This window comes from Brachybacterium sp. sponge, assembly GCF_001613775.1.
GTDB lineage: Bacteria > Actinomycetota > Actinomycetes > Actinomycetales > Dermabacteraceae > Brachybacterium > Brachybacterium conglomeratum.
This window is the reverse complement of the sequence record NZ_LRMP01000002.1, coordinates 49,237-74,929: the sequence shown is the minus strand read 5'-3', so window position 1 is coordinate 74,929 and position 25,693 is coordinate 49,237. Positions and strand designations below refer to the sequence as shown.

At 70.5% G+C, this 25,693-nt stretch carries 24 protein-coding genes; 18 read left to right on the top strand and 6 right to left on the bottom strand.

All coding sequences use genetic code 11. The features are described from left to right. The first annotated feature begins 14 nt into the window (after nt 1-14). From A4A78_RS08420 to A4A78_RS08410, 3 genes are read left to right on the top strand one after another with little or no spacing between them, the layout of a single operon-like run. Nucleotides 15-1,046 carry an ABC transporter substrate-binding protein gene (locus A4A78_RS08420; RefSeq protein ID WP_062948277.1) on the top strand — a complete coding sequence of 344 codons (1,032 nt, stop codon included), beginning with the start codon at nt 15-17 and terminating at the stop codon, nt 1,044-1,046. After that, nucleotides 1,043-2,650 carry an iron ABC transporter permease gene (locus tag A4A78_RS08415; protein ID WP_062948275.1) on the top strand — a complete coding sequence of 536 codons (1,608 nt, stop codon included), beginning with the start codon at nt 1,043-1,045 and terminating at the stop codon, nt 2,648-2,650. The genes A4A78_RS08420 and A4A78_RS08415 overlap by 4 nt, the downstream gene beginning before the upstream one ends. 29 nt (nt 2,651-2,679) lie before the next feature. Beyond that, complete coding sequence (locus A4A78_RS08410; protein ID WP_156488592.1) at nt 2,680-3,708, top strand: ABC transporter ATP-binding protein; 1,029 nt, start codon at nt 2,680-2,682, stop codon at nt 3,706-3,708. Between the two features lie 432 nt (nt 3,709-4,140). On the opposite strand, the gene A4A78_RS08405 is transcribed toward A4A78_RS08410, so the two are convergent. Beyond that, nucleotides 4,141-4,407 carry a hypothetical protein gene (locus A4A78_RS08405; protein WP_062948271.1) on the bottom strand — a complete coding sequence of 89 codons (267 nt, stop codon included), beginning with the start codon at nt 4,405-4,407 and terminating at the stop codon, nt 4,141-4,143. Between the two features lie 186 nt (nt 4,408-4,593). Here A4A78_RS08405 and A4A78_RS08400 point away from each other — a divergent pair, with 186 nt between their 5' ends. Then, a complete protein-coding gene (locus tag A4A78_RS08400) occupies nt 4,594-6,336 on the top strand; it encodes a hypothetical protein (RefSeq protein WP_062948269.1) in 1,743 nt (580 codons plus the stop codon). A 34-nt stretch (nt 6,337-6,370) separates the two neighbouring features. Beyond that, on the top strand, nt 6,371-6,787 hold the full coding sequence (locus A4A78_RS08395) for a hypothetical protein (RefSeq protein WP_156488591.1): 417 nt from the start codon (nt 6,371-6,373) through the stop codon (nt 6,785-6,787). Nucleotides 6,788-6,811: 24 nt separating this feature from the next. Here the strand turns inward: A4A78_RS08395 and A4A78_RS17780 are convergent, their stop codons facing one another. Continuing rightward, the gene (locus tag A4A78_RS17780) at nt 6,812-6,952 is read right to left on the bottom strand and encodes a hypothetical protein (RefSeq protein WP_156488590.1); all 141 of its coding nucleotides are present in this window, start codon (nt 6,950-6,952) and stop codon (nt 6,812-6,814) included. Between the two features lie 632 nt (nt 6,953-7,584). Here A4A78_RS17780 and A4A78_RS08390 point away from each other — a divergent pair. From A4A78_RS08390 to A4A78_RS08365, 6 genes are all read left to right on the top strand, one after another. Continuing rightward, nucleotides 7,585-8,508: a carbohydrate ABC transporter permease gene (locus A4A78_RS08390; RefSeq protein ID WP_062948265.1), complete on the top strand. Its 924-nt coding sequence runs from the start codon at nt 7,585-7,587 to the stop codon at nt 8,506-8,508. Next, nucleotides 8,505-9,407 (top strand): carbohydrate ABC transporter permease, encoded by a 903-nt coding sequence (locus tag A4A78_RS08385; RefSeq protein WP_062948263.1) that lies wholly within the window; start codon nt 8,505-8,507, stop codon nt 9,405-9,407. Before A4A78_RS08390 ends, A4A78_RS08385 begins: the two co-directional genes overlap by 4 nt. A 58-nt stretch (nt 9,408-9,465) precedes the next feature. Continuing rightward, complete coding sequence (locus A4A78_RS08380) at nt 9,466-10,782, top strand: ABC transporter substrate-binding protein (protein ID WP_062948261.1); 1,317 nt, start codon at nt 9,466-9,468, stop codon at nt 10,780-10,782. 71 nt (nt 10,783-10,853) lie between these two features. Beyond that, complete coding sequence (locus tag A4A78_RS08375) at nt 10,854-11,771, top strand: MurR/RpiR family transcriptional regulator (protein ID WP_062948259.1); 918 nt, start codon at nt 10,854-10,856, stop codon at nt 11,769-11,771. Next, nucleotides 11,768-13,996, top strand: a complete 2,229-nt coding sequence (locus tag A4A78_RS08370; RefSeq protein WP_062948257.1) for an FAD-dependent oxidoreductase — start codon at nt 11,768-11,770, stop codon at nt 13,994-13,996. The genes A4A78_RS08375 and A4A78_RS08370 overlap by 4 nt, the downstream gene beginning before the upstream one ends. A gap of 2 nt (nt 13,997-13,998) precedes the next feature. Next, on the top strand, nt 13,999-15,069 hold the full coding sequence (locus tag A4A78_RS08365; RefSeq protein ID WP_062948255.1) for a M20/M25/M40 family metallo-hydrolase: 1,071 nt from the start codon (nt 13,999-14,001) through the stop codon (nt 15,067-15,069). Here A4A78_RS08365 and A4A78_RS08360 read toward each other — a convergent pair. After that, complete coding sequence (locus tag A4A78_RS08360; protein ID WP_062948253.1) at nt 15,055-16,053, bottom strand: LacI family DNA-binding transcriptional regulator; 999 nt, start codon at nt 16,051-16,053, stop codon at nt 15,055-15,057. The genes A4A78_RS08365 and A4A78_RS08360 overlap by 15 nt on opposite strands. A gap of 148 nt (nt 16,054-16,201) precedes the next feature. Between A4A78_RS08360 and A4A78_RS08355 the strand changes: the two genes are divergently transcribed. The 4 genes from A4A78_RS08355 to A4A78_RS08340 are packed head-to-tail and all read left to right on the top strand — an operon-like array spanning nt 16,202 to nt 20,065. Further along, on the top strand, nt 16,202-16,963 hold the full coding sequence (locus A4A78_RS08355; RefSeq protein ID WP_062948251.1) for a glutamine amidotransferase: 762 nt from the start codon (nt 16,202-16,204) through the stop codon (nt 16,961-16,963). Nucleotides 16,964-16,965: 2 nt separating this feature from the next. Next, on the top strand, nt 16,966-18,018 hold the full coding sequence (locus tag A4A78_RS08350; protein WP_062948249.1) for a DMT family transporter: 1,053 nt from the start codon (nt 16,966-16,968) through the stop codon (nt 18,016-18,018). Continuing rightward, on the top strand, nt 18,015-19,070 hold the full coding sequence (locus A4A78_RS08345; RefSeq protein ID WP_062948247.1) for a phosphotriesterase: 1,056 nt from the start codon (nt 18,015-18,017) through the stop codon (nt 19,068-19,070). The genes A4A78_RS08350 and A4A78_RS08345 overlap by 4 nt, the downstream gene beginning before the upstream one ends. 23 nt (nt 19,071-19,093) lie before the next feature. Beyond that, entirely contained in the window at nt 19,094-20,065 is a 972-nt protein-coding gene (locus A4A78_RS08340; RefSeq protein ID WP_062949768.1) for a ribokinase, read from the top strand. Between the two features lie 52 nt (nt 20,066-20,117). On the opposite strand, the gene A4A78_RS17480 is transcribed toward A4A78_RS08340, so the two are convergent. From A4A78_RS17480 to A4A78_RS08325, 3 genes are read right to left on the bottom strand one after another with little or no spacing between them, the layout of a single operon-like run. Then, on the bottom strand, nt 20,118-21,131 hold the full coding sequence (locus A4A78_RS17480) for a LacI family DNA-binding transcriptional regulator (protein WP_197466653.1): 1,014 nt from the start codon (nt 21,129-21,131) through the stop codon (nt 20,118-20,120). A gap of 50 nt (nt 21,132-21,181) precedes the next feature. Continuing rightward, nucleotides 21,182-21,508, bottom strand: coding sequence for a DUF6385 domain-containing protein (locus tag A4A78_RS17940; protein WP_062948243.1), 327 nt, complete (start codon nt 21,506-21,508; stop codon nt 21,182-21,184). 29 nt (nt 21,509-21,537) lie between these two features. Next, nucleotides 21,538-22,467, bottom strand: coding sequence for a DUF6772 family protein (locus A4A78_RS08325; protein ID WP_062948241.1), 930 nt, complete (start codon nt 22,465-22,467; stop codon nt 21,538-21,540). Between the two features lie 165 nt (nt 22,468-22,632). On the opposite strand from A4A78_RS08325, the gene A4A78_RS08320 reads away from it, so the two are divergent. The 3 genes from A4A78_RS08320 to A4A78_RS08310 are packed head-to-tail and all read left to right on the top strand — an operon-like array spanning nt 22,633 to nt 25,677. After that, complete coding sequence (locus A4A78_RS08320) at nt 22,633-23,922, top strand: ABC transporter substrate-binding protein (RefSeq protein WP_062948239.1); 1,290 nt, start codon at nt 22,633-22,635, stop codon at nt 23,920-23,922. Then, nucleotides 23,919-24,842: a carbohydrate ABC transporter permease gene (locus tag A4A78_RS08315; RefSeq protein ID WP_062948237.1), complete on the top strand. Its 924-nt coding sequence runs from the start codon at nt 23,919-23,921 to the stop codon at nt 24,840-24,842. Before A4A78_RS08320 ends, A4A78_RS08315 begins: the two co-directional genes overlap by 4 nt. Further along, entirely contained in the window at nt 24,829-25,677 is an 849-nt protein-coding gene (locus tag A4A78_RS08310) for a carbohydrate ABC transporter permease (RefSeq protein WP_082835258.1), read from the top strand. Before A4A78_RS08315 ends, A4A78_RS08310 begins: the two co-directional genes overlap by 14 nt. Nucleotides 25,678-25,693 lie beyond the last annotated feature (16 nt).

The following is a 25,693-nucleotide window of genomic DNA, read 5'->3' as shown; positions in this document are numbered from 1 at the left end:
ACTCTCGAAGGACCATGACTCCTTCGCTCCGGTCGCCGTGTGCCCTGGCCGCACTGGTGGTGCTCGCACTGCTGGTCGTCACGGGCTGCACGGCGGCCGACGGTCCGGCGGAGCGCGACGAGGTCGCCGTGCTCTGCTCGAACGACGCGGAGATCTGCCGCGCCTGGGCCGCGGCGTTCACCGAACGCAGCGGACGCGACGTCACCCTCGTCCGTCTTCCCACCTCGGAGGCTCTCGAACGGATCCGTCGCGGCGAGGGCCTGCCGGAGTTCGACGTCTGGCACGGCGGCGGCGCCGAGATGTACGTGGAGGCCGCCGAGGAGGGGCTGCTCGCGCCGTACAGCTCGCCGGAGATCGCTATGATCCCTGACGCGTTCCGCGACCCGCAGCGCAGATGGAGCGGGGTGTACTCCTCGATGCTGGCCTTCTGCATCTCGCCGCCCGGCCTGGCCGCGCTGGACTCGCAGACGCCGCTCACCTGGGACGATCTGCTCGACCCGGCGCTGACGGGGCAGGTCAGCACGGCGTCGCCCCGCACATCGGGCACCGCCTTCACCGCGATGTCGCTCCAGATAGATCGCCTCGGCGCCGACGGGGGGCGCGACTATCTCGAAGCGCTGTATGCGCAGGTCCTGCAGTTCACCCGCTCCGGCACCGCCCCCGTCCAGGTGGTGGTGCACGGCGAGGCCGCCGTCGCCCTCACGTTCGCCCCGTACTGCGAGGCCGCGCGTGCCGAGGGGCACGACGTCGAGACGGTGGTGCCCCATGACGGCACCGACTATGAGATCGGGGCGGTCGCCGTGCTGGCCGACGCCCCGCATGCGCGCGGCGCGCGCGAGTACGTCGACTTCGCGCTCTCGGCCGAGGGGCAGCGATCGGGCGCGGACGCCGGGATCCACCAGATCGCCACCCGCTCCGATCTGCCCGGCAACCTCGCCGAGATCCTCGCCTCCGGGCGCTACCCCCTGATCGGGTCCCCGCTCGCCGAGCGCGTCGAGCGTCGCGACGAGCTGCTCGGCTGGTTCACCGCCGAGGTCGAGCGATGACGGAGCGCGGGACGCGCCTCATGGCGAGGGCCGCGCTGGTCCCCGTCGGCGCCGGGGCGCTGATCCTCGTCGGCTGGCCCGTGGTCCGGATGGCGACCCAGGCGTTCGCCGCGCTGGCGACCGCGAGCACACCGGGCCTCGGCCGCACCGCGGCTGTCTCGACCGGGCTGTCCCTCACCGTCACCGTCCTCGCCACCGCTCTCGGGCTCGCACTCGCGATGACCGCCCGCACGCTGCCCATCAGGCCGAGGCGGCTGCTCGACGCGGTCATCGGCGGGCTCCTGCTCGTCCCGCCTTACACCGTCGCCGCCGCCGTCGTCGCGGTCGGCGGGCGCGGCGGGAGGTTCGCCGCCGTGCTGCCGGACGTCTACGGCCTGCCGGGAATGGCCCTGGCGATGGTCCTCGCCCATCTCCCCATCGCCTACCTGGTGATCCGCGTGGCCTGGCGGGTCGTGGACCCGCACCTGGTGGAGATGGCGCGGGTGCACGGGGCTCGGGCCGGCGAGGTGTTCCGTCTGGTCCTCCTTCCGCCGCTGCGCGCACCGCTCGGAGTGACCGCCGCGCTGATGTTCGTCTCGACGCTCTCGGACCCCTCGATCCCGGCGGTGCTGCGCGGCCGGGTGCCGACGCTCGCGCACACCGCCTACATCGAGGTGATCGCGTGGGGCGGCGAGGGAACGGCCTCCCTCATCGCCGTCCTGCTGGCGCTGCCGGTGCTCCCGCTGCTGCTGGTGCTGTGGCGTCGTCCCGAGCCGTCGCTGCTGAGGACCCGGTGGCTGGGCGGCGGCGCCAGTCCCACCCTGGTGCTGCCGTCCTCGCCGCTCGTGAACGTCTGCCGGGCGCTCAGCGTGCTCGTGCTGGCCCTGGTGCTCGTCCTGATGCTGACGGCGGGAACGTCGATGGCCCGAGCTCAGGTCGCTCTCGTGACGCCCGCGATGCGAGCAGTGATCATCTCCACGCTCGGGTACGCGCTGGCGGCGCTGCTGATCGCCGCCCCGCTGGGAGTCCTGACGGCATGGGCCTCGCAGCGCGCCGGGGACCGGGTCGCGCGGGGCGCGGATCTCCTGCAGGTGACCCTGCTGCTGATGCCCGCCACCACCCTCGGCATCGCCTTCTTCCTGGCCTACGGCCTGGAGACCCCCACACCGTGGGGCGACCTGCCGGCACTGGTGGGCGGTGCCTCGCTCGGCTCGGGCGCAGTGGCGCTCCTGGTCGCCTTCGTCGCCCCGGCGGTGCCGCTCGTGCACCTGGCCGTCCGCGCCGGTCAGCAACGCACACCGCAGGCCCTGCACGAGACCGCCCGCGTGCTCGGAGCGGGTAGGCGCCGCCTGGCCCTGCAGCTCGTGCTCCCCCGCGCCGGAGCGCTGGTCGCCGCCACCGCGGCCGCCGTCACCGCCCGCAACATCGTCTCGGTCGTCCCCGTCGTGTTCCTCTCCACCCCGGACGCGCCGATGGTGGCGTCCTTCGCACTGGATCTGCTGGACCGGGCATCCTTCGAGCAGACCTTCGCGCTGACCGGCATCATCGCCGTGCTCGTCACGGCCGTCGGCGCCGCGGTGGCCGCGGCGAGCGCCGCGGTCGTCGGGCGGAGGGGACCGTTGTGAAGGACGAGGGCGGACTGGAGCTGAGCGGCGTGGCAGGAGTGGATCTGCGGGTGCGCTCCGGGGAGATGGTCGCCCTGATCGGGCCCTCGGGGTCCGGCAAGACCACGCTGCTGCGACGCGTCGCGGGCCTGGATCCGCTCCCTGCCGGCACGGTGCGGATCGCAGGGCGCGACATGGCGCAGGTGCCGGTCGAGCGACGACCCGCGACGATGCTCTTCGAGACTCCCGTGCTCTTCCCTCAGCTGACCGTCGAGGAGAACGTCGGCTTCGCCCTCGAGCACGGGCGGACCGATGTGACCGCCGCCGACCAGCTCGACGTGGCGCTGACCTCGCTGGACCTCAGGACGCTGCGCACCCGCTACCCGCACGAGCTCTCGGCCGGTCAGCGCCAGCGGGTCGCCCTGGCTCGGGCCCTGGTGCGCCGACCCGAGGTGATGCTGTTCGACGAGCCGCTCGCTCACGTCGATCCGGCCGCCCGTGCCGGGCTGCTGCGGGAGATCGCACGGATCCATGAGCGACTGGGGAGCGCCTCTCTGCTGGTCACCCACGACTGGTCGGACGCACTGGCCGTCGCGGACCGCATCGCCGTGATGCGCGAGGGCGTGATCGTGCAGGTGGGCACGCCCCGGCAGATCTACTCCCGTCCGGCGAGCGCCTGGGTCGCGACCCGGGTGGGCGTCCCCAACTTCCTCGCGGCGCACGTAGAGGGCGTGCCTGCTGGCACCGACGGACACCGGGTGCGGGTCAGCGCGCTGGGACAGCAATGGGACGTGCCCGCCGTCTCGGATCTCCGAGCCGTGGGCGAGGAGTGCATCCTGCTCGGGCATCCTCACGCGTTCAGGATGAAAAAGGCACCCGAGCACGAGGAGGTGGACCCACGCCGGGGCCGGATCCTCGCCACCACCTTCGGCGGGGACCACGTCGACCACGACGTCGAGACCAACGCAGGGACGCTCGTCATCCGCCGGCCGCTCGGGCCGACGGACGAGCCTTGGCCGACGGGCACCTCGGTCGAGGTCGCGCTCGTCCCCGAGGCGGTGTGGGCGGTCTCCCACTGAGCACGCCGTCCGCTCGGCCGTGTCAGCGCGCGCTCATCGGTCCACGTCCAGTGAGGACGTCGCAGACAACACCAGCTCAGTCGCCCGTTGGGTCCCGGTCTCGGCACGCACCCGCTCAGCGTGCGTGCGGCTCGGGCTCCCTGCCCTACTCCCCGTCCCCACGAAGCCCCCAAGGCCGTCCGTTCCTCCGCGCCGGCTGCGAGAGGTCTGTTCCGTCCAGCACCCGCGCCTCGTCGACGCCCGCGAGGCTGACGGCAAGCCGACACGCCTCGTCGATCTCGACCGGCGCTGGCACGAGTGCCAGTCGCCCCCGGCTCGGTGAAGTTGTACGACTAGTCGATTCCGGCCCGCTCCTCGCCGTCCGAGGGACAGCCGGGGCCGATGCGACGCGCACCGCTGTGAGCGATCAACGTCGCTCACAGCGGGCGGGCCTCACACCTGCGGCGAGTCGCCCCTCCCGGCATGGCGGGAGTCGTCGGACTCCTCCGGCTCGAAGGTGTCCTTCGAGCCGACGGTGCCGCCGACGCCCTCGTCGTTCAGCTCATCGAGATCGGTGTCCGCGGAGTCGGCGTCCTGGGAGGATCGCGACGCTCCCGCGTCGGCGGGATCCTCCGGGCCACCCTGGTGGGAAATTCCCTGGTCCTCCGGGTGGGGATTCGTCTCGTCGTCATCGGGGTGGTACAGCGGGGTGCTGCTCATGTCCGAACCTCCTGAGATGGGGTCGTGCGGACACCCACCTTCTCACCGGCATCTGCCGAGTGCCACGGGAACGCCACGACCGGCGCGTCCTGCAGGAACCGCTCGGTAGCGCGGATCGCCGTCGAGGCGCCCCCGAGCACGCCGAGCAGCGGAGCACCCGCCGCCGCGCCCCGCTAACCTCGAGCGGTGCCCACCTCCCGCCGCTCCCCCTCCACCCGCCGCCGCAGGTCCTCACGTCGTCGTTCGTCGAGCAGCTCGCGCCACGCCCCGAAGGAGCTGCCCGTCGTCGGCCCGGGCGAGCGGCTGTGGATCCTCGACGTCCCCTACGGCACACAGGTCGAGGGCGCCTCCTGGCATCCCGCGGTGAAGATGCACGTGCACGTCGGCCGGACGCTCCCCGAAAATCTCGCGCCCTACTCCCCCGGCCCGCACACCCTCGGCCGTTTCCTGGAGAACCTCCACAACCCCGGCTCCCCCGCCCCGGTGCCCGAGCCGACCGACGGCTTCGAGCCGCGGCAGAACCAGTACGAGGCGGCCGACGCGATCGCGGCCCGCGCCGAAGCCGGCGGGCGGATGTTCCTGCTGGCCGACGAGCCGGGCGTCGGCAAGACGATCTCCGCCGTGCTCGGCGCGAGCGCGGTCGGCGATCTGCGCGGCGCGGAGCGGGTGCTGGTGGTCGCGGACCGGCCGGCGGCGATCACGATCGGGCACTGGTGCCGCACGATCACGGCGCTCGGCGACAGCGGCCTGGAATGGGTGGTGATCACCTGGGACCGGCTGGAGAAGGTCGCCGGCTTCGACTGGGACGTGATCATCGCCGACGAGGCCCATGCCCTGCGCCGCACCACCACGAAGCGGTGGAAGCTCTGGTCGCGGATCTCCGGGCACACCCGCTCGCACGATGCGGCGCCGTTCGTCATCGCGACCACCGCCACCCCGGGCCACACCCCGCTCGAGCTGCCCTATCTCGCCCCCGCCTATGCGCAGTCGCACGGCGAGCCGATGTCCGCCTGGGCTACTGCGAAAGAACCCGCGCACACCTTCACCTCGGCGCTCGAGCGGCACGGGATCGGTCTGGAGAAGGGCCGCTACGGCGCGACCTGGACCACGGATCCGACCCGTCGGGCGGAGGATCTCGCGCGGGTGCGCAGCTGGCTCACGGACGACGAGCCGGCCGCGATGCTGCACCGGTCCGCGCCGTGGGGGCCGGTGCCGATCTCCGGGATGCCGGTCGCGCTCATCCCGGCCGAGCGAGAGGCGTACGAGGCGGAGTGGGGCGAGTTCTGCCGTGAGATGGACCTCGCGCGTCGCGGCCGCAACACCGCGAAGGGGCGGGCGGCGCTGCTGCGCTTCCGGCAGAAGGCGGGGCTGCTCCGCGTCGACTCGACGGTGCAGTGGATCGCGCAGCAGGTCGAGGCGGAGCGGCAGGTGGCCTGCTCGGTCGAGTTCGTGACCACTGCTGCGGACCCGATCACCGAGCGTCTGCGGGACGCGGGCCTCAAGGTCGCGACGATCTACGGCCGGAACCGCTTCGACGTCGAGGCCGAGCGCCTGCGCTTCCAGACCGGGGAGGCGAAGGTCTGCGTGTTCACCACGGTCGCCTCGATCAGCCTCCACGCCGGCGAGTCCCTCCCCGGCGGCAGGCAGGCGTCCACCGAGCCGCGGGTCGGGATCTTCCACCAGGCCCGCTTCTCCGGCATCGCGGGCCGACAGGTCACGGGCCGCACCCACCGCGACCACCAGGTCTCCCCCTGGCACATCGCCTACGCCGAGGACACGGTCGAGGAGCAGGTCAGCAAGGTGATGGTGGAGCGGATCGCCGCCGCCTCCGACACCGTCGGCGGCGACACCGAGGGCCTCTCCGGCGTCGCGCAGCTGCTCGGCGCGGACTGGCTGCCGCAGGCGGCGATGACCGACGGCGCCGGCTGAACGGATGGCCCGAGCCGCGCGTACCCTTCTCGCCATGAGGGGAACAGTCACGCGCGGGGGCGCGGCCATGCTGCTGCTGGGATCGCTGGTGCTCAGCGGATGCACCGAGCACGTGAAGAAGCGCTGCAGCGGCAGCGGGGGCGAGGTCTCCTGCACCGTCAGCTACAAGACCTCCGACGGACGCTGGGACACCGAGCTCGATGCGGACGAGTACAGCGACGAGATGACCATCTCCGGGACCTTCACCATCGAGTCCGGTAGCGGCACCCTCATCCTCGAGGGCGACGACGCCAGCCAGGAGTTTCCGATCAGCGCCGAGGAGCCGGTAGTGGTCGAGGGCCTGACGCTGCCGGTGATCGAGCGGGACGACGAAACCTGGGTCAACCTGCGGGTCATCGCCGATCCGCAGATCGACGGGTTCAGCGGGGAGTACACCTTCCAGCACGACTGAGGCGGCCCCGGGGGCTCCGCGCGCTCAGGTGAACAGTTGCAGGATCAGCGCCGGGATCCGCCCGACGAGCCGTGCCACGCCGGCGATGAGGTCGAACAGCTCCAGGAACAGGGACGCGCCCTCGCTCCGGGAGAATCGTGTTCGTCGCTTGCGTCGTCGTGCCATCACTGCCCCGTTCCCCTCGACGGATCGGCGCCGCCGGGGGCCGCACCGTAGTGCGGGCAACCCTATGCCGAGAGCAGTTCTACGGAGAAGAGCGCACGCCGTCCCCTGCGTTCCAGAAGACCCCGCCATACCAAGCACCGCCCTTCTCGTCGGCCGCCGTGCGAGCGCCGCCGGCTCCCCGCTCGACACCCGCCGCCTCGCCGACCGTGCGGGCTCGGGCCACCTCGGTGACGCCGCCGAGTGGGCCGTGCACAGGTCTCGAGACGCGCCAGTGACGCAGAACCAGGACCGTCGCAGGACGTAGCCGAGCACAGCGCCGAGGGCGAGTCCGGTGAGGATCATCGCGGCCACGACCACATATGAAGCCCGCAGGAGAAGCAGGTGACTCATGGCCCGACACCCCGGAGAGTTCAGTCCGGTGCCCGCTCGCGCAGTTCACCTGGCGAACCCCGCACCGGACCCTGGCATGCGAATCTTTCACAGAATTCCTTGACTGCCGCCGGACATGCGAGATACTTTTTCATCGATGTCGGCACCGTCGCCGGCCCTGGTCACTGTCGACCATTCGCCGACTGAGCGTGTCGGCCCCTCGCTTTCCCACCTCTGCCCCGCCCGTCAGGAGCTTCTCGACGATGAGCACCGCGACCCCTGAGCTCGAGATCGAGCGAACCCGGTCCCCCCGCCGCATCCGGGGGACGGGATTCGTCTGGCTGCTGGTACTGCCCGGCCTCGCCCTGCTGATCGCAGTAGTCCTCTACCCTCTGCTGCGCTCCATCGCCATGGCGTTCTTCGAAGAGAGCCTGCTGTACCCGGGACGCGAGTTCGTGGGGCTGGAGAACTTCACCGTCGTGCTCGGCGAAGACTTCCCGCAGCTGCTGTGGCAGACGCTGATCTTCACCGCCGGGGCGACGGTGCTTCCTTTCCTGATCGGACTCGCCCTCGCTCTGGCGCTGGACACGGGGATCCGCGGCCGTGGAGTGATGCGGGGCATGTTCCTGTTCCCCTGGCTCCTGCCCAGCGTGGTGGTCTCGTTCCTGTGGTCGTGGATCTTCGATGCGAACTACGGCGTGCTCAACGGGTTGCTGCAGTCACTGTCGCTGATCGACGCCCCGGTCGCGTGGCTGTTCGACACCGAAGCGGCCCGCGCCGGGCTGATACTCGCCAAGACCTGGAACAGCTTCCCGTGGATCATGGTCATGTTGCTCGCCGCGCTGCAGACCGTCCCCTCCGAGCTGAAGGAGGCCGCGTCCATCGACGGCGCCGGCGCGATCCGCAGGTTCCGGACGGTCACCTGGCCACACATCGCCGGCGTCACCGGGATCGTCCTGCTGCTCGAGGTGATCTGGAACTTCCAGCACTTCGACCTGATCTACGTGATGACCGGCGGCGGACCCGCCGGAACCACCAGCACCCTGGCCACCGCGCTCTACGAGGCGGCGTTCAGCGCCTACGACCTCGGGGAGGCCGGAGCGATCGGCGTGCTCTGGATCATCCTGCTGATGGCCATGGTCGTGGTCTACGTCCAGCTCTCCGAGCGCAGCGAGGAGCCGTCATGACCACGACGCAGCAGATGACCGGCACCAGGGACGCGGCGCAGTACAGCGGCGCTGCCCCCGCCCCCCGACGCCCCCGCCGTTCCGGCCCCCGGATCGTGCCCTGGCTGGCCGTGATCGTGATCGGCGTCTTCGCCTTCGGCCCGACGTACTGGCTTCTTGTCACCTCGGTGACGCCGGACAGCCAGGTCTACCAGTACCCGCCGCAGTTCTTCCCCACCAGCTTCACCCTGGACAACTACGTCTCCGTCTTCACCGATCCCCAGATCTACGGCTGGCTCACCAACTCGCTGATCGTCGCGGGCGCGACCGCCGTGCTCAGCGTGATCATCTCGGCGTACATGGGGTATGCGATCTCGAAGTTCCGCTTCCGAGGTCGACGACCGTTGCTGCTGTTCATCCTGTTCAGCCAGATGCTGCCCTCCGCGCTGCTGCTGGTCACGCTCTACACCGTCTTCGCGAGCCTGGGCCTGCTGAACAACCGCCTCTCGCTGATCGTCTCGTTCACGACGTTCACCCTCCCGTTGTGCGTCTGGATGCTCAAGGAGTTCTTCGACACCCTGCCGGACGACCTCATCGAGGCGGCCGCCATCGACGGCGCGTCGAGGTGGCGCACGCTCCACGCGGTGGTGCTGCCGCTGACGATCCCCGGGATGGTTGCCGCCGGGCTGTTCGCCTTCATGCGCGGCTGGAACGACTTCATCTTCGCCCTGACCCTGACCAGCCAGGACCAGCGCACCCTTCCGCCCGCGCTGGTGAACAAGTACATGGGCGAGGCCGGGACCGACTGGCCCGAGCTGATGGCCGCATCGTTCCTGGTCGCCCTCCCAGTGGCGATCGCCTTCATCGCCCTGCAGCGCTTCCTGACCGGTGGTCTGACCGCCGGCGCCGTCAAGGGCTGACCCGCCCGCCCCTCCACCGCCCGACATCGCCGTCCCGCACACCCGAGAGGAACCCACCATGCACTCCCCACTCCACCTCCCCCGCCCCGCCGGTCGCCCCGTCGCCGGCGTCTCCCGCCGACAGGCCATGGGCCTGTCCGGCCTCGGCCTCGGAGCACTCGCACTGTCCGCCTGCGGAGGATCGGACGGCGGCGGCGAGGCGCCCTCGGGCGAGAGCGGAGAGGACTTCCACTTCACCTCCTTCGCCCTGTCCGAGGACCCTCCCAGCTCGTGGCTCGAGGAGACGATCGCCGGCTACCAAGAGGACAACAGCCTGACGATCACCACGACGACCGACGCGTACAACGACGCGCTCAACCAGATCCTGCTGCGCGCCCGCGGCGGCGAGATCAGCGGCGTGGTCCAGCTCAACCTTGAGTGGCTCGCCCCCATGGTCGCCACCGGGCAGCTCGTGGACCTCGCCGAGTACGCCTCCGACGTCGACTACACGGAGGCCGCGCTGGCCACCGGGCAGCTGGAGGACACCCAGTACGGACTGCCCTGGACCACTGCGGCGATCGGCCTGATCGCGAACTCCGAGCTGCTCGAAAAGGCAGGAGTCGCCGAGACGCCGGTGACCCTCGACGAGTTCGCCGACGCGTTGCGGGCCGTCAAGGAACTCGGCGGGGACATGGTGCCCTACGCCGCCTCGACCGAGGTCGCCCAGCTGAAGGACTTCATCTTCTGGCTCGAGACCTTCGGCGCCACCCTCATGGAGGACGGCACCTGCACGCTGGGCGACGACCCCTCCGTGGCGGCCATGGAGTGGTACAAGGAGATGTACGACGAGGGCCTGATCGCGGCCGGCACCGACCGCAACTCCGCGCGGAACCTGTTCAGCCAGGGCCGCACCGCCTTCTACGACGACGCCCCCATCGGCGCGTCCATCGTGGTCGCGAACTCCCCCGACTCCGAGATCCGTTCGAAGATGGTGCCGACATCCCGCCCCGTCCTCGCCGAAGGTGACACTCCGCGGGCGCTCGCCTGGGGGAACCTGCTGGTGGTGATGGACGGCCCCGGTGCCGTCTCGGGGGCGGAGTTCACGCAGTGGATCACCTCCGACCCCGAGATCGCCCTGGAGTACTTCGAGGTCACGAGCAGCCCTCCGGTGACCGACACCGGTCTGGCCGACGGCGCGATCCAGGACGACCCCTTCCTGGCCGCCTTCACCGAGAAGATCACCGCCACCGCCTCCACCAGCCCGCTGTGGGCGTACCCCGAGTACGCGCAGCTTGAGACCGAACTGGCCGAAGCGGTCCAGAAGGCGCTGCTCGGTGAGCAGACCCCTGCCGAGGCGATGGCCGGCGCCGGAGAGGCGATCAACTCTCTCCTATGACTGCCGTGCGCGGGCCGGCGGTGCGTCGGCCCGCGCCCGCGGTCCTCACCCCCTCTCGAAGGAGCTCCACCGTGAACACCCCTCCGGCACCTGACGCCGGCGGCCCGTCCGACGGCGGCGCTCCGCAGTCCCCGCTGCGGAGGATCGCCGACGTCCTGCCCTCGCTGAACCCCACGATGTCCCGCGTCGCCGAGGCGGTGCTCGAGGACCCGGCCGTCTCCGGCATGGAGTCCATCACGGCGCTGGCCGAACGGGCGGGTGCCTCGGCCACCACGGTCACTCGCTTCGCCGTGATGATGGGCTACTCCGGTTACCCCGCCCTGCGCGGCGCCATCGCCCTGGACAACGGCCGCAGCGTCCAGTCCGGCTGGGAGCACGACATCGGCACGGAGATCCGTCCCGACCATGCCCCCGACGAGGTGCTGGGCATCCTCGCCGGCACGCAGGCGCGAGCCCTCCGCGACAGCGCGAGCGTCCTCGACGTCGACGCCATCGAGCGCGCCGCCGCCGCCGTCGCCGAGGCCGGCCGGGTGCACCTGTTCGCGGAGTGGGGGGACATCCCCGCGATGCGGGAGCTGCACATGAGACTGCTACGCATCGGGGTGCCGGCCTGGTTCCACGAGAGCCCGCAGGAGGCCGGGCTGGCCGTCTCGACCCTGCTGCGGGAGGGGGACGTGCTGCTGCTGGGCAATCGGTCCGGGGAGAGCGATGCCGCCGTGACCCTCGCGCAGACCCTGAGAGAGACGGCCGGCACCGCTATCGCCCTCCACGGCGACCCCGAGTCCCGGCTGGCCCGGACCGTGCACATGCCGCTGTTCACCGGGATCCGCAACGGCTCGGTGTGGACCCAGTACTTCGCGGGCCGAGCCAGCGACACCCTCGTGTCGAGCCTGCTGTGGGTGCTGGTCGCACAGCGACGCACACGCGACGCCGCGATCTCCTTCCTGGACACATCGATCCTCTTCGAGCACGGGAGACACGAGGCATGAACACCGAGCATCACGAGTACGACATCGTCGTCGTCGGAGGCGGCCTCGCCGGCGTCTGCGCCGCGATCGCCGCCGCCCGGCAGGGCCGACGCATCGCCCTCGTTCAGAACCGGCCCGTGCTCGGCGGGAACTCCTCGAGCGAGGTGCGGGTGTGGGTGTGCGGCGCGACCGCGCACGGCATCCACATGTTCGCCCGCGAGACCGGGATCATGGGCGAGCTGTTCGTGGAGAACCAGTACCGCAACCCCGACGGGAACCCCTACTACTGGGATCTGCTGCTGCTGGAGAAGGTGCGGGCCGAGGAGAACCTCTCCCTGTTCCTGAACACCGACGTCACCGAGGTCGAGGCCGACGGCCCTGCCGGCGAGCGCCGGCTGCGCTCGGTCACGGGATGGATGAGCGGCTCGGAGCGGCGCCTCCGCTTCGAGGCCGAGACCTTCATCGACTGCAGCGGCGACGGGCTCGTCGGCCATCTCGCCGGCGCCTCCTCACGCCGCGGCAGCGAGCCGCGCAGCGAGTTCGATGAGTCCTGGGCGCCCGAGCATCCGGGCGAGGACATGCTCGGCTCGACGATCCTCTTCTACACCAAGGACGTCGGCCATCCGCAGCGCTTCGTGCCCCCGCCCTTCGCGATCGACGTCTCCGCCACCTCGATCCCCGAGAACCGGGTGATCCGCCGGGAGATGAACGGCTGCGACTACTGGTGGATCGAATGGGGCGGCGACCTCGACGTCGTCCGCGACAACGAGCGGATCCGCGACGAGCTGCAGGCCGTCTGCTACGGCATCTGGGACCACATCAAGAACTCCGGCCGCTTCGACGCGGAGAACCTCTCCCTGGAATGGATCGGCGCCGTGCCCGGCAAGCGCGAGTACCGCCGCTTCGTCGGCGACCACGTGCTGACCCAGCACGACGTGCTCGGCCAGACCGAGTTCGAGGACCGGGTCGCGTTCGGCGGCTGGTCCATCGACCTCCACCCCGTCGGCGGGGTGTACGCCTCCGAGCGCGGCTCGCGCCACTGGCACCCCGACGGGAACTACCACATCCCCCTGCGCTGCCTGTACTCCCGGGACGTCGCGAACCTGTGGATGGCCGGGCGTGACATCAGCGCCAGCCACGTCGCCTTCGGCTCCACCCGCGTGATGGCGACCTGCGCGGTCCTCGGCGAGGCCGCCGGAATCGGCGCCGCCCTCTCCCAGCAGCTCGACGTCTCCCCGCGTGCGCTCGCGACCGAGCAGCTCCCGCAGCTGCGCCGCGCTCTGGTCCGCGCCGACGCCTCGACCCTCGGGATCGCCGACGAGGACCCCGCGAACCTGGCCCTCACGGCGTCGGCAACCGCCTCCTCGACCCGGACGCGCCTGGCCTCCACGACCAGCACCGGGGCCCAGGTGCTCGAGAACGATCTCAGCCTGGTCCTGCCCGCCGACCCCGGGATCGACGGCGTCGAGGTGCTCGTGGACGCCGCGGAGGACACCGAGCTCTCCGCCGCCCTGCACACCACCTCGAAGCCCCAGAACTACCTCCCCCACGAGCAGCTGGACACCGTGCGCGTCGCAGTCCCGCAAGGACGCTCCTGGGTGCGCCTGCCCCTGACGCACACTCCCGCGAAGCCGCGGAACGTGGTCGTCGTGCTGCACAGCAACCCGCTGCTCCAGGTGCACCGCGGCGACCACGCCGAGCCCGGCACCGTCACCATGCACCGCCGCCTCCTGCCGCAGGGAGAGGAGTTCACCGAGCAGTGGCGCGAGTGGAAGGAGACCCTGCACGGGGAGAGCATCTGCTTCCGCCTCGCCTCGCCGACCGGCGCCTTCGCCCCCGCCCGCGTGATCGGGGGCTTCGCCCGTCCCTACGGCGGGCCGAACATGTGGGTCTCGGGCCCGGCCGCGGAGGACCCGCAGCCCACGCTCGAGCTCGCCTGGGAGGAGCCGCAGACGATCACCGAGGTGGACCTGCTGCTGGACGACGACCTCAACGAGGACCTCATCAACCTCCACCACCACCGCTCCCCCGACGACATCATGCCCACCCTGGTGCGCAACGCCCGGCTCGAGAGCCGGTCCGACGGGGCCTGGCACCACCTCGCCTCGCTGCGCGAGAACCGCGAGCGCCACCGGGTGCTGCGCCTGGACTCGCCGGTCGTCACGGACGCGCTGCGGCTGGTCGTCGAGGACACCCACGGGGTGCCCGAGGCGCGGGTGGTGGGGTTCAGGGTGTACGGGGACTGACGATGCTCGAGACCATCGACCTCGCCGCGGACCTCGTCCGCATCCCCAGCACGTCCGCCGATGTCGACGGCATGCGCTCTGTCCAGCAGCGCGTCGCCGACGTGATTCGGCACCACGCCGACGACGCGCGCGTCTCCACCGGCGGAGGAGACCGCCCGTGGACCCTGATCTCCCTCGGCCCGGACGGCCCGGCACCGCTCTTCGCATGCCACGTCGACACCGTTCCCGTGGGAGCCGAGGCGCAGTGGTCCCGGCCTCCGCGCGGCGGCGAGATCGACGACTCGCATCTGCACGGGCGAGGTTCCGTCGACATGAAGGGCGGACTCGCCGCCGCGACCACCGCCCTTCTCCGCGCCTCGGACCGCGGGGCCGCGGGGCATCTGCTGCTCACCTCGGACGAGGAGATCGGTTCGCTCGGGGCTCAGCACACCCGCGACGTGATCACCGATCTGGCGCTCACCGGGATCGTCATCCCGGAGGCCACGTCCCTCACCGTGCGGTGCACGCATCGCGGGGCCCTCTGGCTCCGGCTGGTCGCTCGTGGACGGTCATCGCACGGATCCGCCCCCGAGCGGGGCATCAACGCGGTGACGAGGCTCGCCTCGGCCCTCGGCCCGGCCCTGGCCGCCGCACCTCTTCGACACGACCCCGCGCTCGGTGCGGAGACGGCGTCCGTCGGCACGTTCCATGGCGGGGACGCCACGAACATCGTGCCGGACGCGGCCGCTGCGACGGTCGATCTGCGGACGATCGCGGAGCCGGAGCCGCTGCTCGAGCACTGGGCCGGGACCGAGGGGATCGACGAGGTCGAGACGCTCCTCGACCTCTCCGCGCTGCGCACCGACCCGGACTCGCACTTCGTCCGCTCGCTGCCTGCCGAGGTCGATCCGTCCCCGGTCACGTACTTCACCGACGGGTCCGTCCTTCAGCAGTTCCGTCCGGACCTGCCGGTGGTCATCTGGGGCCCGGGCGATCCGGCGCAGATGCACTCCGTGGACGAACACCTTGAGCTCGCCCAGCTGCTGCGGGCCGCTGAGCTGTTCGAGCAGGTGCTGGTGTCAGGACGACGGTGAGGGGCCCGCCCCGACCGACCCTGCGATCCGCAGTTCCATCGGCAGGAGCCGGGCCGCCGGCTCCGCGGGGGCACCGTCGGTGGTCAGGAGGTCGAGCGCCTGCTTGGCGATCTCGGCGACCGGCTGAGCGACGGTGCTCAGCTTCGGCGTGACCCAGGAACCCTGCTCGATCCCGTCGAAGCCGATCAGCGAGAGATCGCCCGGAATGCTGACGCCGTGCATCGGAGCCGCCGAGGACAGGCCGACGGCCACGATGTCGCTCGCCGCGAAGACGGCAGTGGGCGGCTGGTCGAGGCGCAGGACCCGCGAGAGCGCGCTCGCACCGAAGGACTCGGAGTACGGCCCCTCGAGCACCAGCTGGGGATCGGTGTCCAGGCCGGCGTCCCGCATCGCCCGCAGATACCCGCGGAGTCGGTCGCGCGCCGAGCCCAGGCGTTCCGGTCCCGCGAGATGCGCGATGCGTCGATGTCCCTGGCTGAGCAGGTAGGTCGTCGCCCGGTAGGCGCCTTCGAAGTTGTCCGCACCGACGAAGTGTCGCGAGCCGGCGAGCGGCCCGTCGAGCTTCTCGTCGATCACGACGAACGGGAAGCCCTCCGGCACTTCGGTGAGCAGGGCGCCGCTTCCCGTCATCGAGGCGAACAGGATCGCGTCCACCCCCATGCGAGCGCTCTGTGCACACGCAGAGACCATCCTGTGCTCGCGCGCCTCGAGGCCGTCGGAGACGAGGACCGACACTTCGAGATCCCTGTGATGCGCCGCATCGGTGATCGCCTGCGTCAGCTGCGCGAAATAGGGGTTGGAAAGCTCGGGGATGATCAGGGCGAGGTGCCTCACGGAGCTGCGCGGCGACGTGAAGCCGGTGGCGCCCATCGCCGACCGGATGCGGGCCTCGGTCTCGGGACTGACCCGCAGCTCCCCCTTCAGGAAGCGCGAGACGGTCGATGTCGAGACACCGGCCTCACGGGCGACGGCTGAGATCGACATGAGTCCCCTTCCCTTCCTGTGGTGCTGCGCCGACAGGCTACGCGTGATCGGGTTGCCATCTGCACGTCACGGCCCTATGGTCGGTCACACCATGTATTGCGCAATCGTTGCGCAACACTCTACGAGAACTGTTCGAGGAGGAACGAAGATGGCGAAGGTGCTGTTGGCCGGCGAGTCGTGGGTCAGTGCGACCATTGACCACAAGGGATACGACCCCTTCCCCCACACGCAGGTGCAGATCGGATGTGCACGTCTCCTCGACGTGCTGCGCGAAGGTGGGCACGAGGTCACGCACATGCGCTCTCACGATGTCGCGGAGTTCTTCCCGCTCACGCGCGAGGAGCTCGATGAGTACGACGTCGTCCTCCTCTCGGACGTCGGCGCGAACACGCTGCTCCTCCCTCCGCAGGTGTTCGACCACGGGCGTCCTACTCCGAATCGCCTCCACCTGCTGCGCGACTGGGTGCGGGACGGCGGCGGCCTGATGATGGCCGGGGGCTACCTCTCCTTCCAGGGCTTCGGCGCGAAGGCGAACTACGCCGGCACCGCTGTCGAGCAGATCCTCCCCGTCGACATCCACCGATGGGACGACCGCGTCGAGTCGCCCCAGGGCGTCACGGGCACCCTCACCGGTGTCGAGCACCCCGTCGTCGCGGGCCTCGAGAGGTCCTGGCCGATCCTCCTCGGCTATCAGCAGCTCGTGGCGAAGGAGGATGCGACCGTCCTCGCCGAGGTCGACGGAGATCCCCTCCTGGCCGTGCGCAGCGTCGGCGAGGGCCGCACGCTGGCATTCGCCTCGGACGTCTCCCCGCACTGGGCACCGACGGAGTTCATGGACTGGGCCGGCTACGGCCTGCTGTTCTCCCAGGCCATGTCCTGGCTGGCCGGCGAGACGGAGAAGGAGGACTGACCATGCCCCAGACCACGGACAACGTCGTCCACACCCGCCCGCCGACCGCCAAGACCGTAGCAGTCGGGATCTTCGTCCTGTTCACCGTCCTGGCAGGCATGCTCGGCCCCATGCAGTCGGCCGTCAACGGTCGTCTCGGCACCGAGCTCGGGGACGGTCACCTCGCAGCGATCGTCAGCTTCGGATCCGGCCTCGTGCTGATGCTCGTGATCATCCTGCCGCGACCTTCGACGAGACAGGCCTTCCTGTCGCTGCCCGGACACCTCCGCCGCGGAACGATTCCATGGCCGAACTTCTTCGCCGGCCTGTGCGGCGCGGTGATCGTGCTCTCCGAGGGCATCTCGGTCGGCGCGCTCGGCGTCGCCACCTTCCAGACCGCCCTCATCTCCGGCATGGTCATCTCCGGCGTCGTCTGCGACCGCCTCGGGATCGGTGTCCCCTTCAAGCAGGCCCTGAGCATCTTCCGCATCATCGGCGCCGTGCTCGCCGTCGTCGCCACGGTGCTCGTGGTCTCCCCGAACTTCGAGACCCCGCACACCCTGGCGCTCGTGATCCTGCCGTTCGCCGGCGGTCTCCTGGCAGGCTGGCAGCCGGCCGGCAACTCGAACATCGGCAGGCTCTCCGGCTCGATGCTCGTCTCGATCACCTGGAACTTCCTGATCGGATTCGTCGCCCTCACCATCGCTTTCCTCGGTCGGGTCGCCGCCGGGAACGCGAGCTTCGCCCTGCCGGACATCTGGTGGATGTACCTGGGTGGCCCGCTGGGACTCGCGTCGATCGCCCTGATGGCGCTGCTGGTCCGCCGTCTGGGCCTGCTTCTGCTCGCCCTCGCCTCGACCGCCGGTCAGCTCGTCGGCTCGATTCTCATCGATTCGATCATCCCCGGCATGGGGACCGTGCACGTGGTGACCGTCCTCGGAGCGCTGGTCGCCCTGTCTGCCTCCGGCATCGCGATGATCCCCTCGAATCGTGTCCGCGAGGAGGAGACACCCCGCCAGATCGGCCCTCACGACGGCATCGCACCGGAGTCCCAGTCGGACGAGGTGCGCTCATGAGCGGAAAGGGCCCTGTCGTCCAGACCGTCCAGGGACCCGTCGCCGCGTCCGACCTGGGAACGGTGCTCCCCCATGAGCATCTCTTCAACGATCTGAGCCCGTGCCTCGCACCACCGTCCTACGAGTTCAGCCACGTGCTCCTGGACCGTGCTGTGGAGCCATCGCTGCTGTGGGCCCTGCGGCAGGACCCGTACTGCAGCCGCGACAACGTCGCACCGAAGAGCTTCGACGGCGTCCGGGGCGAGGTCGCCGCTTACCAGGCGACCGGAGGCGGCACGATCGTCGACGCCACCGGCTCGGCCGCCATCGGCCGCAGCCCGGCGGACCTGCTGCGGCTCTCGCAGGAGACGGGACTCCACGTGGTGATGTCCACCGGTGCCTATCTCGAGAAGTTCGAGGGAGAGAGAATCACCGGCGCGGGAGTGGATGCTCTCGCGCAGGAGATCCTCGACGAGCTGCACGTCGGCGTCGGGGAGACCGGTCTCCGCGCGGGGGCGATCGGCGAGGTCGGGGTCTCCCCGGGCTTCACCGCCGGCGAGCGCACGAGCCTCCGCGCCGCCTCCCTCGCCCAGCACGAGAGCCCGGGCACGGCGATGAACATCCACATGCCCGGATGGCAGCGCCGCGGCGACGAGGTGCTGGACATCGCCGTCGGAGAGATGGGTGCTGATCCGACTCGCCTGTCTCTCGCCCACAGCGATCCCTCCGGCGACGATCTCGACTACCAGCGGCGCCTCCTGGACCGAGGGGTCTGGCTCGAGTTCGACATGATCGGGCTCGACATCACGTTCCCTGGGGAAGGGGCATCACCGGCCATCGCCGCGACCGTCGCTGCCGTGGCCCGACTGATCGAGCTGGGATACGCGGACCAGATCCTGCTCAGCCACGACCTGTTCCTGAAGCAGATGTGGAGCAGCCTGGGTGGGAACGGATTCGTGCTCGTGCCCACCGTGTTCCTCGATCTCCTGGTGGCGCGCGGGGTCGAGCGGTCGATCGCTCGACAGCTGATCACGGACAACCCTCAGCGATACCTCGCCGGAGGCGCGTCGTGATCGAGGCAGGCTCTGCGCGCTGCGTGACCGCGCAGGACGACGCGTCGCCGGGCAGGATCCTCGTCGTCGGGTCCGCGAACGTGGATCTGGTGCTCGAGGTCCCACGCCATCCGCTGCCCGGCGAGACGCTCTCGAGCACCCGCATACGACGCTCCCCCGGCGGGAAGGGCGCGAACCAGGCCTGCGCCGCCGCCCGCCTGGGCGGCCACGTCAGATTCGTCGGTCGCACCGGCACCGACGACGATGCAGACCTCGCGCTCTCGCTCCTGCGCGAGGCAGGCGTCGAGCTGGACGACATCTCCGCCGTGGAGGACGTCGAGACCGGGCTGGCAGTGGTGACGCTCGACAGCGCCGGGGAGAACAGCATCGTGCTAGCCCCCGGCGCGAACGCCACCTGGACTCCGCAGCTGGTGGAAGCACTCGCTGACGACGTGGCCTCCAGTGACGTGGTCATCGCCCAGGGTGAGATCCCGGCAGAGGCGGTCGACGAGGTCGCGAGGCTCTGCCTCCTCACCGGGACGCGTCTTGTCCTGAACCTCGCGCCGGTGATCGACGTCGCGCGCTCGACGCTCATGAGTGCAGACCCGCTCGTGGTCAACGAGCACGAAGGCCGCCTGGTCCTCGAGATGCTCACCTCCGGTGACAGCCCTCAGGACGACGCCCTCGTCGTGCACGAGCTCCGACGGGCGGGAGTCCCGTCGGTGATCATGACCCGCGGCGCCGAAGGCGCCATCGTCAGCTCCTCGGACATCGAACCCGGTGACGAGGAGATCGCCGGCGGCGCAGTTCTCGACGAGGTCAGCTCGCCATCGGTCTCCGCCGTCGACACGACGGGAGCAGGCGATGCGTTCGTCGGCGCGCTGGGCGTCGCGATCTCTCGCGGTGAGGCCCTTCTCGCCGCGAGCGACTTCGCTGCTCGCGTGGGCGCCTTCGCGGTCACCCGGCACGGAGCGCAGGCCGCCTATCCGTGGAGCAGGGACCCGCTCCCTCGCTGACCGACGGGGCGAGATGCTCCATCGGTCCAGGGCCCTCGGACCGGTGCCGCCCTCACCGCTGCGGCGGCGGTGCCGAGGACGCGCGCTGGATCAGCCGCGGCGGCTGCTCGTCGAGGACGGTCTCGCCCTCGGTCGACTCCTCGATCTGCTCGATGAGCAGGTCCACCGCCGCGCTGCCGATGTCCGCGAGCGGGAGCTGGACGACGGTGAGCGAGGGGGTGAGGTGCTCGGCGAACCAGGTGTCGTGGATGCTCACCACGGAGATGTCCTCCGGGATGGCCGCTCCGGAGGCGAGCACCCCGGCATGCACGCCCAGCGCGCTGGTCGAGCTCGCGACGACCAGCCCCGTGGCCTCCCCTCCGGCCGCGAGAGAGGAGGCGATCTCCGCGCGCGCGGACTCCGCCTCCCAGCCGCCGGCGATCATCGGCAGCGGGGCGAGCCCGCCGCCCGAGAGCGCCTCGGCATAGCCCTGGAAGCGCCTGCGGGAGGTCGCGCCCTCGGCGCCGACGAAGGCGATCCGCGTGTGCCCGAGGTCCATCAGGTGCCGCGTCGCGGCCCTCGCGGCGGCAGCGTCGTCGAGCCGGAGCGTGCGCAGCCCGGGCGTCTCGTCGGCGTTGAACACCAGGGACGGCACCTCCCGGGCGACGTCCTGCAGGCCGGCGTCCACCGCCTGGAACCCGCTCTGGATCAGCAGGCCGTCGACGCGATGCCCGCGCACGAGGGCGCGATGAGCGCTTGGCCGGCCCATGAGGTCCTCGGCGCTGAGCAGCACGACCGAGTACCCGCGCGAGGTGGCAGCGGCCTGTGCGGAGTCGACGAGCTGGGCGTAGATCGGGTCGTTCACCCGGTGCAGCGCGAAGCCGAGCAACCCCGTGCGCGAGCTGCGCAGCGCGCGGGCCGAGGCGTGCGGGATGTACTGGAGCATCTCGACGGCCTCGAGCACGCGCTCGCGCGTCGCGGCGCGGACCTTGAGGGTGGGGTCGTCGTTGACGATGCGCGAGACGAGGCCGGGAGAGACCTCGGCCAGTCGTGCCACGTCGGACAGCCGGGCACCTCTGCGTGACACCGTCCCTCCCCTCCGCTGCGCCGTGCCGCCCTCGGGCGGACGCGTCGGTCTCAGCCCTTGACGTTGAGATGGACCAGGATACGGGCCGGTTCGGCCTCGCTCGCGCCCGTGATCCGCAGGCGCAGCCAGTTGCCGAAGAGCTCGAGGCGGTTGACCGCCATCGTCCCGTCGGCCGGGAGGGTGCTCGCCCGGCCGCACTCGGCCCAGGTGATCCCGTCCGGCGAGATCTCGGTGGTGACGGTCAGCGGCGGATGCGCCCCCTCCACCTGGGTGAAGAACACCGCCTCGGACGCCCACCCGGCCTCGTGGGGAAGGGTGACGTGCTCGGAGCGGATCCGGATCCTGCGGGCGAGGACGGAGGTATGGGTGGTCAGCACAGCGGGTCCTTTCGACGTGCCGGACGGGATCACTCGGTCGAGTAGAGGACCGAGTCGAGGAAGAGGTGCACCTGGCGGTCCGTGTCGGTCTCCACGTAGAAGATGGGGTTGATGAGGTTGTCGATGGCGCGGTAGCGGTCTGCAAGCGTCGGCTGGATCCCCCGCAGGTCGAAGACCCTGTCCATGCTCTGCAGCTCCACGTACTCGCGCTTGTCGACGTCCACGAGCAGGCGGAGGTAGAGCCAGTTGATCTTGTCCGGGCTCTCGTTGTAGAGCAGGTCCTGCTCGCCACCGGGCACCCACTGATAGCCGTCGGTGGAGCCGTCCTCGTGGCGGCGCCCGTACCAGAGGTTGTCGATGCCCGGGGCGCACCAGCCCTTCTCGACGCCGAAGTTCCAGTCGGCGTGGCTGACGCCCTCCTCCGCCTTCCAGTACTGCCATCGCTTCACGAGCTTCCCGTCCAGGGAGTTCACGTAGCGCACGCCGGGCATGTACCGGTGCTCGCCGTCCTGGATGTCGAAGTAGAAGCCGAAGGCGCGGATGTCCTCCTCGCCGATGCCGACGCGGTCCTGCGCAGGGGTGTACGCGTACCAGGTCTCGATCTGGATCTTCGAGGGATCGCCGAACCGGGACAGGCGCTTGACCGCCACCCCCATGGAGCCGTCGGCGGGCGGCTCGGTGGCCGGGGCGGCGGCCGCCCCCGTCGTGAGCTTCAGCGAATACGTCCCCTCCATCGAGCCGTGCGAGGCCGCGAAGCGCATCGGGGCGGAGCTGAGCATGCAGGGCGCCCAGCTGGTGAGGTCCACGGAGCTGTCGAAGGACTCGTAGTCCTCGTAGACGAAGTTCGGCGTCAGATCCATCCATCCGTTGAACCCGCGATCGAAGTCGTCGAAGGTGACCACGCGCTCCAGCGGCTGGAAGCGTGCGAGCTGTGGATCAAGGGCCCGTGTCCTGTGCATGCCTGCCTCGCTAAATCGTCGTAACCCGAAGCTCCTGCTCCCAGGCGGCGATCACCTGGGCCGATCCGTTCGATCGAGCCCCGTTGCGATCAGAAGTATAACGTCATACTCTCGTGGGGCGACAGCGGTGCGACGCAGCGCGCTGCGCAGACAGGAGGCATTGCCATGCGACGACGCACCTTCCTCACCGGGGCGGGCCTCGCCGGCGTCACGGCAGGGTCGACCGGATGCCTGCCGGGCTTCTCCCGCACGAGGCCGGGCTCCGAGGGCATCACCCTGCGGATGACGATGTGGTCCTCGAACCCGGATCACCTCGCCCTGTTCCAGGAGATCGCCGACGACTTCCTGGCCGAGCACGAGGAGGTCTCCGGCATCGAGTTCGAGAGCCTGAGCCTCGACCAGCTCGACATGGTGCTCACCACCGGGATGACCGCGGGCGACCCGCCGGACCTGACCTGGCTCCCGGTGGAGTCCAGCCGCGAGTACATCGACGCGGGAGCGCTGCTCGATGTCGCGCCGACGCTCGCTTCCACCCCCGACTACGACGTGGACGACCTCGTGCCCGAGCTGCAGGAGCGCTGGCGAGCGGGCGAGGCGCAGTACGGGGTCCCGTTCTCCACCGGGCCGCTGATCATGTACTTCAACAAGACCCTCTACGCCGAGGCCGGCGTGGCCTCGCCCGCAGATCTCCTCGCGGCCGGCGACTGGACCTGGGAGTCGTTCCGGGAGACCTCCCGTCAGCTCACCGAGGCCACCGGGCTGCCCGGCTACGTCGTCAACGACTTCGACTTCCAGAACTGGACCCGGCTGCTCCCGATCATGGAGGCCTACGGGGCCTCCCCCTGGGACGAGGACGCCGTGCGATGCACCGCCGACGCCCCCGAGATGGCCGAGGCGCTGGGGCTCTTCCACTCGATGGTGTACGAGGACGGCTCCTCCCCGGTGCCCGGCCGGCAGGTGGACTTCTTCGGCGGCCAGGCGGGCAGCACGACCGCCTTCCTGGGCTCCAGCACTCTCCTGGACGGCGCCGGCTTCGACTGGGACGTGCTGCCCACCCCGGGCGGGCCCGCCGGCGACATCCAGTCGGTGGGCCAGTCCGCGATCGTCGCGCTCAGCGCCGGGCGGCAGCAGGACACCGCGCTGGCCTTCCTCGCCCATCTCACCGCACGCGCGAACGCCGAGAAGATCTCCCGGTTCTTCCCGCCGTCCCGAGCGAGCCTGCTCAGCGCGGAGGTCCTCGCGCAGTCCTCGGGGCTGCTCTCCGCGGAGCAGCTCGAGCCCGTGGTCGAGGCGATCTCCGGCAGCGGGCACATCTTCCCCGTCGCCCCGAACGGGGCCCGTGTCGCCAACGCCCTGGACTCCTCCCTGGACGAGTTCGTGTACACGCCGGAGGCCGACCTCGACGAGGCCCTGCCGCGCGTGTGCTCCGCGATCGATCCGGTGATCTCGGCATGAGCGTCGCGACGCAGGCCGCACCCTCCCGCCCCCGCCGGTCCCTCCGCACGCGGGGGAGGAACCGCTTCGGATACCTGCTCCTGGCACCCCAGATGATCGGCTTCACCGCGGTGGGGCTGGTCGCGATCGTGTGGGTGATCTGGCTCAGCCTCCACGACGTCAACGTCCTCGCCGGCTCGCAGGACTTCGTCGGCCTGGACAACTACGCCCGGATCCTCACCGACCCGAGCATGATCACCGTCCTGCCCAACACCTTCTTCTTCGTCTGCGTGCTGAGCGTGGCCGGCACCGTGATCGCGCTGCTCCTGGCCGTGCTGCTGAACCAGACGCTGCGCGGCATCGGGATCTTCCGCTCGATCGTCTTCATCCCGGCGCTGGTCACGATGGTGGCGTGGGCGCTGGTGTGGAGCTTCATCGTGCAGCCCGAGGGGCTCCTGGACGCGCTGCTCGGCGCGGTCGGGGCCGACGGCCCGCCCTGGCTCCGCGGCGGCTGGCTCACGCTCGTCGTCTTCGCGGTGATCCAGCTGACCAAGAACGTCGGCATCAACGTGATGATCCTGCTCGGCGCGCTGCAGGCGGTGCCGCAGGAGCTGATCGAGGCGGCCAGGATCGACGGCGCGGGGCGCGTGCGCGTGCTGCGCAGCGTGGTGGTCCCGCAGATCTCGCCCGCGATCATGATGGTCTTCATGCTGATGATCGTCGGCTCCTTCAAGGTCTTCGAGGTCGTCATGCTCCTGACCGAGGGCGGGCCGGGCGTGCAGAGCTCGGTGCTGGCCTTCGAGATCTACAAGCAGGGGTTCCTGCTCAACGACGTCGGCTACGCCAGTGCGCTGGCCGTCCTCCTGTTCGCCGTGATCCTGCTGCTCACCGCAGCGCTGTGGCAGGCGAGGAAGCGAGTGGTCTTCCATGAGAACGACTGATCCGCGCCGCACCGTGGCCCGGGGCGCGAACTACCTGGTGCTCGTCCTGCTCGCCCTCGTGGCGCTCGCCCCGATCCTGTGGATGGTCAGCGCCTCCCTGAAGACGCCGGGCGAGATCCTGAGGTACCCGCCCACGATCCTCCCGGAGGAGGTCCGCTGGGAGAACTACGCCGATGTCTTCACGCTGCAGCCCTTCGCGCAGCAGTTCCTCAACTCGGTCGTCATCATGGCGCTCGTCGCGGTGCTCACCCTGGTCATGTCGATCCCCGCCGGCTACGCCCTGGCACGTGTCCGTCCCGTGGCCGCGGGCGCGGTGTTCCTCATGCTGCTGAGCGTCATCTTCATCCCGCCCGAGGCGACCATCATCCCGCTGTTCCAGTACGCGGCGACGCTCGGCTGGGTCGACACCCACTACCCGCTGATCATCTTCACGGCCGCGCTCGTCACCGCGCCGATCGCGACGTTCGTGATGCGGCAGGCGTTCCTGACGCTGCCGGCCGAGTTCGAGGACGCCGCCTCGATCGACGGCTCCGGGAGATGGCGCACCATGGTGCAGGTCTATCTGCCGCTCGTGCGGCCGTCGATCGCCTCGGTCGTGGTGCTCTCCTGCTGGTACAGCTGGAACCAGTTCCTCGAGCCGCTCATCTACCTGCGCTCCCCGGAGAAGCTCACGGTGCCCGTGGCGCTCACGCACTACGAGGATCCGCTGGCCGGCCCGCTGTGGGGAGTGCAGATGGCGGCGACGACCCTGTCGGTGATCCCCGTGCTGCTCGTCTTCTTCCTCGCGCAGCGGCACGTGGTCTCCGGCCTCACGGCCGGTGGCCTGAAGTCCTGAGCCGTACCGCCGCGCT

Bases quoted from the DNA above. Each gene is read 5' to 3' on its own strand.
- A4A78_RS08420 (WP_062948277.1), top strand. From the start codon at position 15: ATGACTCCTTCGCTCCGGTCGCCGTGTGCCCTGGCCGCACTGGTGGTG.
- A4A78_RS08415 (WP_062948275.1), top strand. From the start codon at position 1,043: ATGACGGAGCGCGGGACGCGCCTCATGGCGAGGGCCGCGCTGGTCCCC.
- A4A78_RS08405 (WP_062948271.1), bottom strand. From the start codon at position 4,407: ATGAGCAGCACCCCGCTGTACCACCCCGATGACGACGAGACGAATCCC.
- A4A78_RS08395 (WP_156488591.1), top strand. From the start codon at position 6,371: ATGAGGGGAACAGTCACGCGCGGGGGCGCGGCCATGCTGCTGCTGGGA.
- A4A78_RS17780 (WP_156488590.1), bottom strand. From the start codon at position 6,952: ATGGCACGACGACGCAAGCGACGAACACGATTCTCCCGGAGCGAGGGC.
- A4A78_RS08390 (WP_062948265.1), top strand. From the start codon at position 7,585: ATGAGCACCGCGACCCCTGAGCTCGAGATCGAGCGAACCCGGTCCCCC.
- A4A78_RS08385 (WP_062948263.1), top strand. From the start codon at position 8,505: ATGACCACGACGCAGCAGATGACCGGCACCAGGGACGCGGCGCAGTAC.
- A4A78_RS08380 (WP_062948261.1), top strand. From the start codon at position 9,466: ATGCACTCCCCACTCCACCTCCCCCGCCCCGCCGGTCGCCCCGTCGCC.
- A4A78_RS08370 (WP_062948257.1), top strand. From the start codon at position 11,768: ATGAACACCGAGCATCACGAGTACGACATCGTCGTCGTCGGAGGCGGC.
- A4A78_RS08365 (WP_062948255.1), top strand. From the start codon at position 13,999: ATGCTCGAGACCATCGACCTCGCCGCGGACCTCGTCCGCATCCCCAGC.
- A4A78_RS08360 (WP_062948253.1), bottom strand. From the start codon at position 16,053: ATGTCGATCTCAGCCGTCGCCCGTGAGGCCGGTGTCTCGACATCGACC.
- A4A78_RS08355 (WP_062948251.1), top strand. From the start codon at position 16,202: ATGGCGAAGGTGCTGTTGGCCGGCGAGTCGTGGGTCAGTGCGACCATT.
- A4A78_RS08350 (WP_062948249.1), top strand. From the start codon at position 16,966: ATGCCCCAGACCACGGACAACGTCGTCCACACCCGCCCGCCGACCGCC.
- A4A78_RS08345 (WP_062948247.1), top strand. From the start codon at position 18,015: ATGAGCGGAAAGGGCCCTGTCGTCCAGACCGTCCAGGGACCCGTCGCC.
- A4A78_RS08325 (WP_062948241.1), bottom strand. From the start codon at position 22,467: ATGCACAGGACACGGGCCCTTGATCCACAGCTCGCACGCTTCCAGCCG.
- A4A78_RS08320 (WP_062948239.1), top strand. From the start codon at position 22,633: ATGCGACGACGCACCTTCCTCACCGGGGCGGGCCTCGCCGGCGTCACG.
- A4A78_RS08315 (WP_062948237.1), top strand. From the start codon at position 23,919: ATGAGCGTCGCGACGCAGGCCGCACCCTCCCGCCCCCGCCGGTCCCTC.
- A4A78_RS08310 (WP_082835258.1), top strand. From the start codon at position 24,829: ATGAGAACGACTGATCCGCGCCGCACCGTGGCCCGGGGCGCGAACTAC.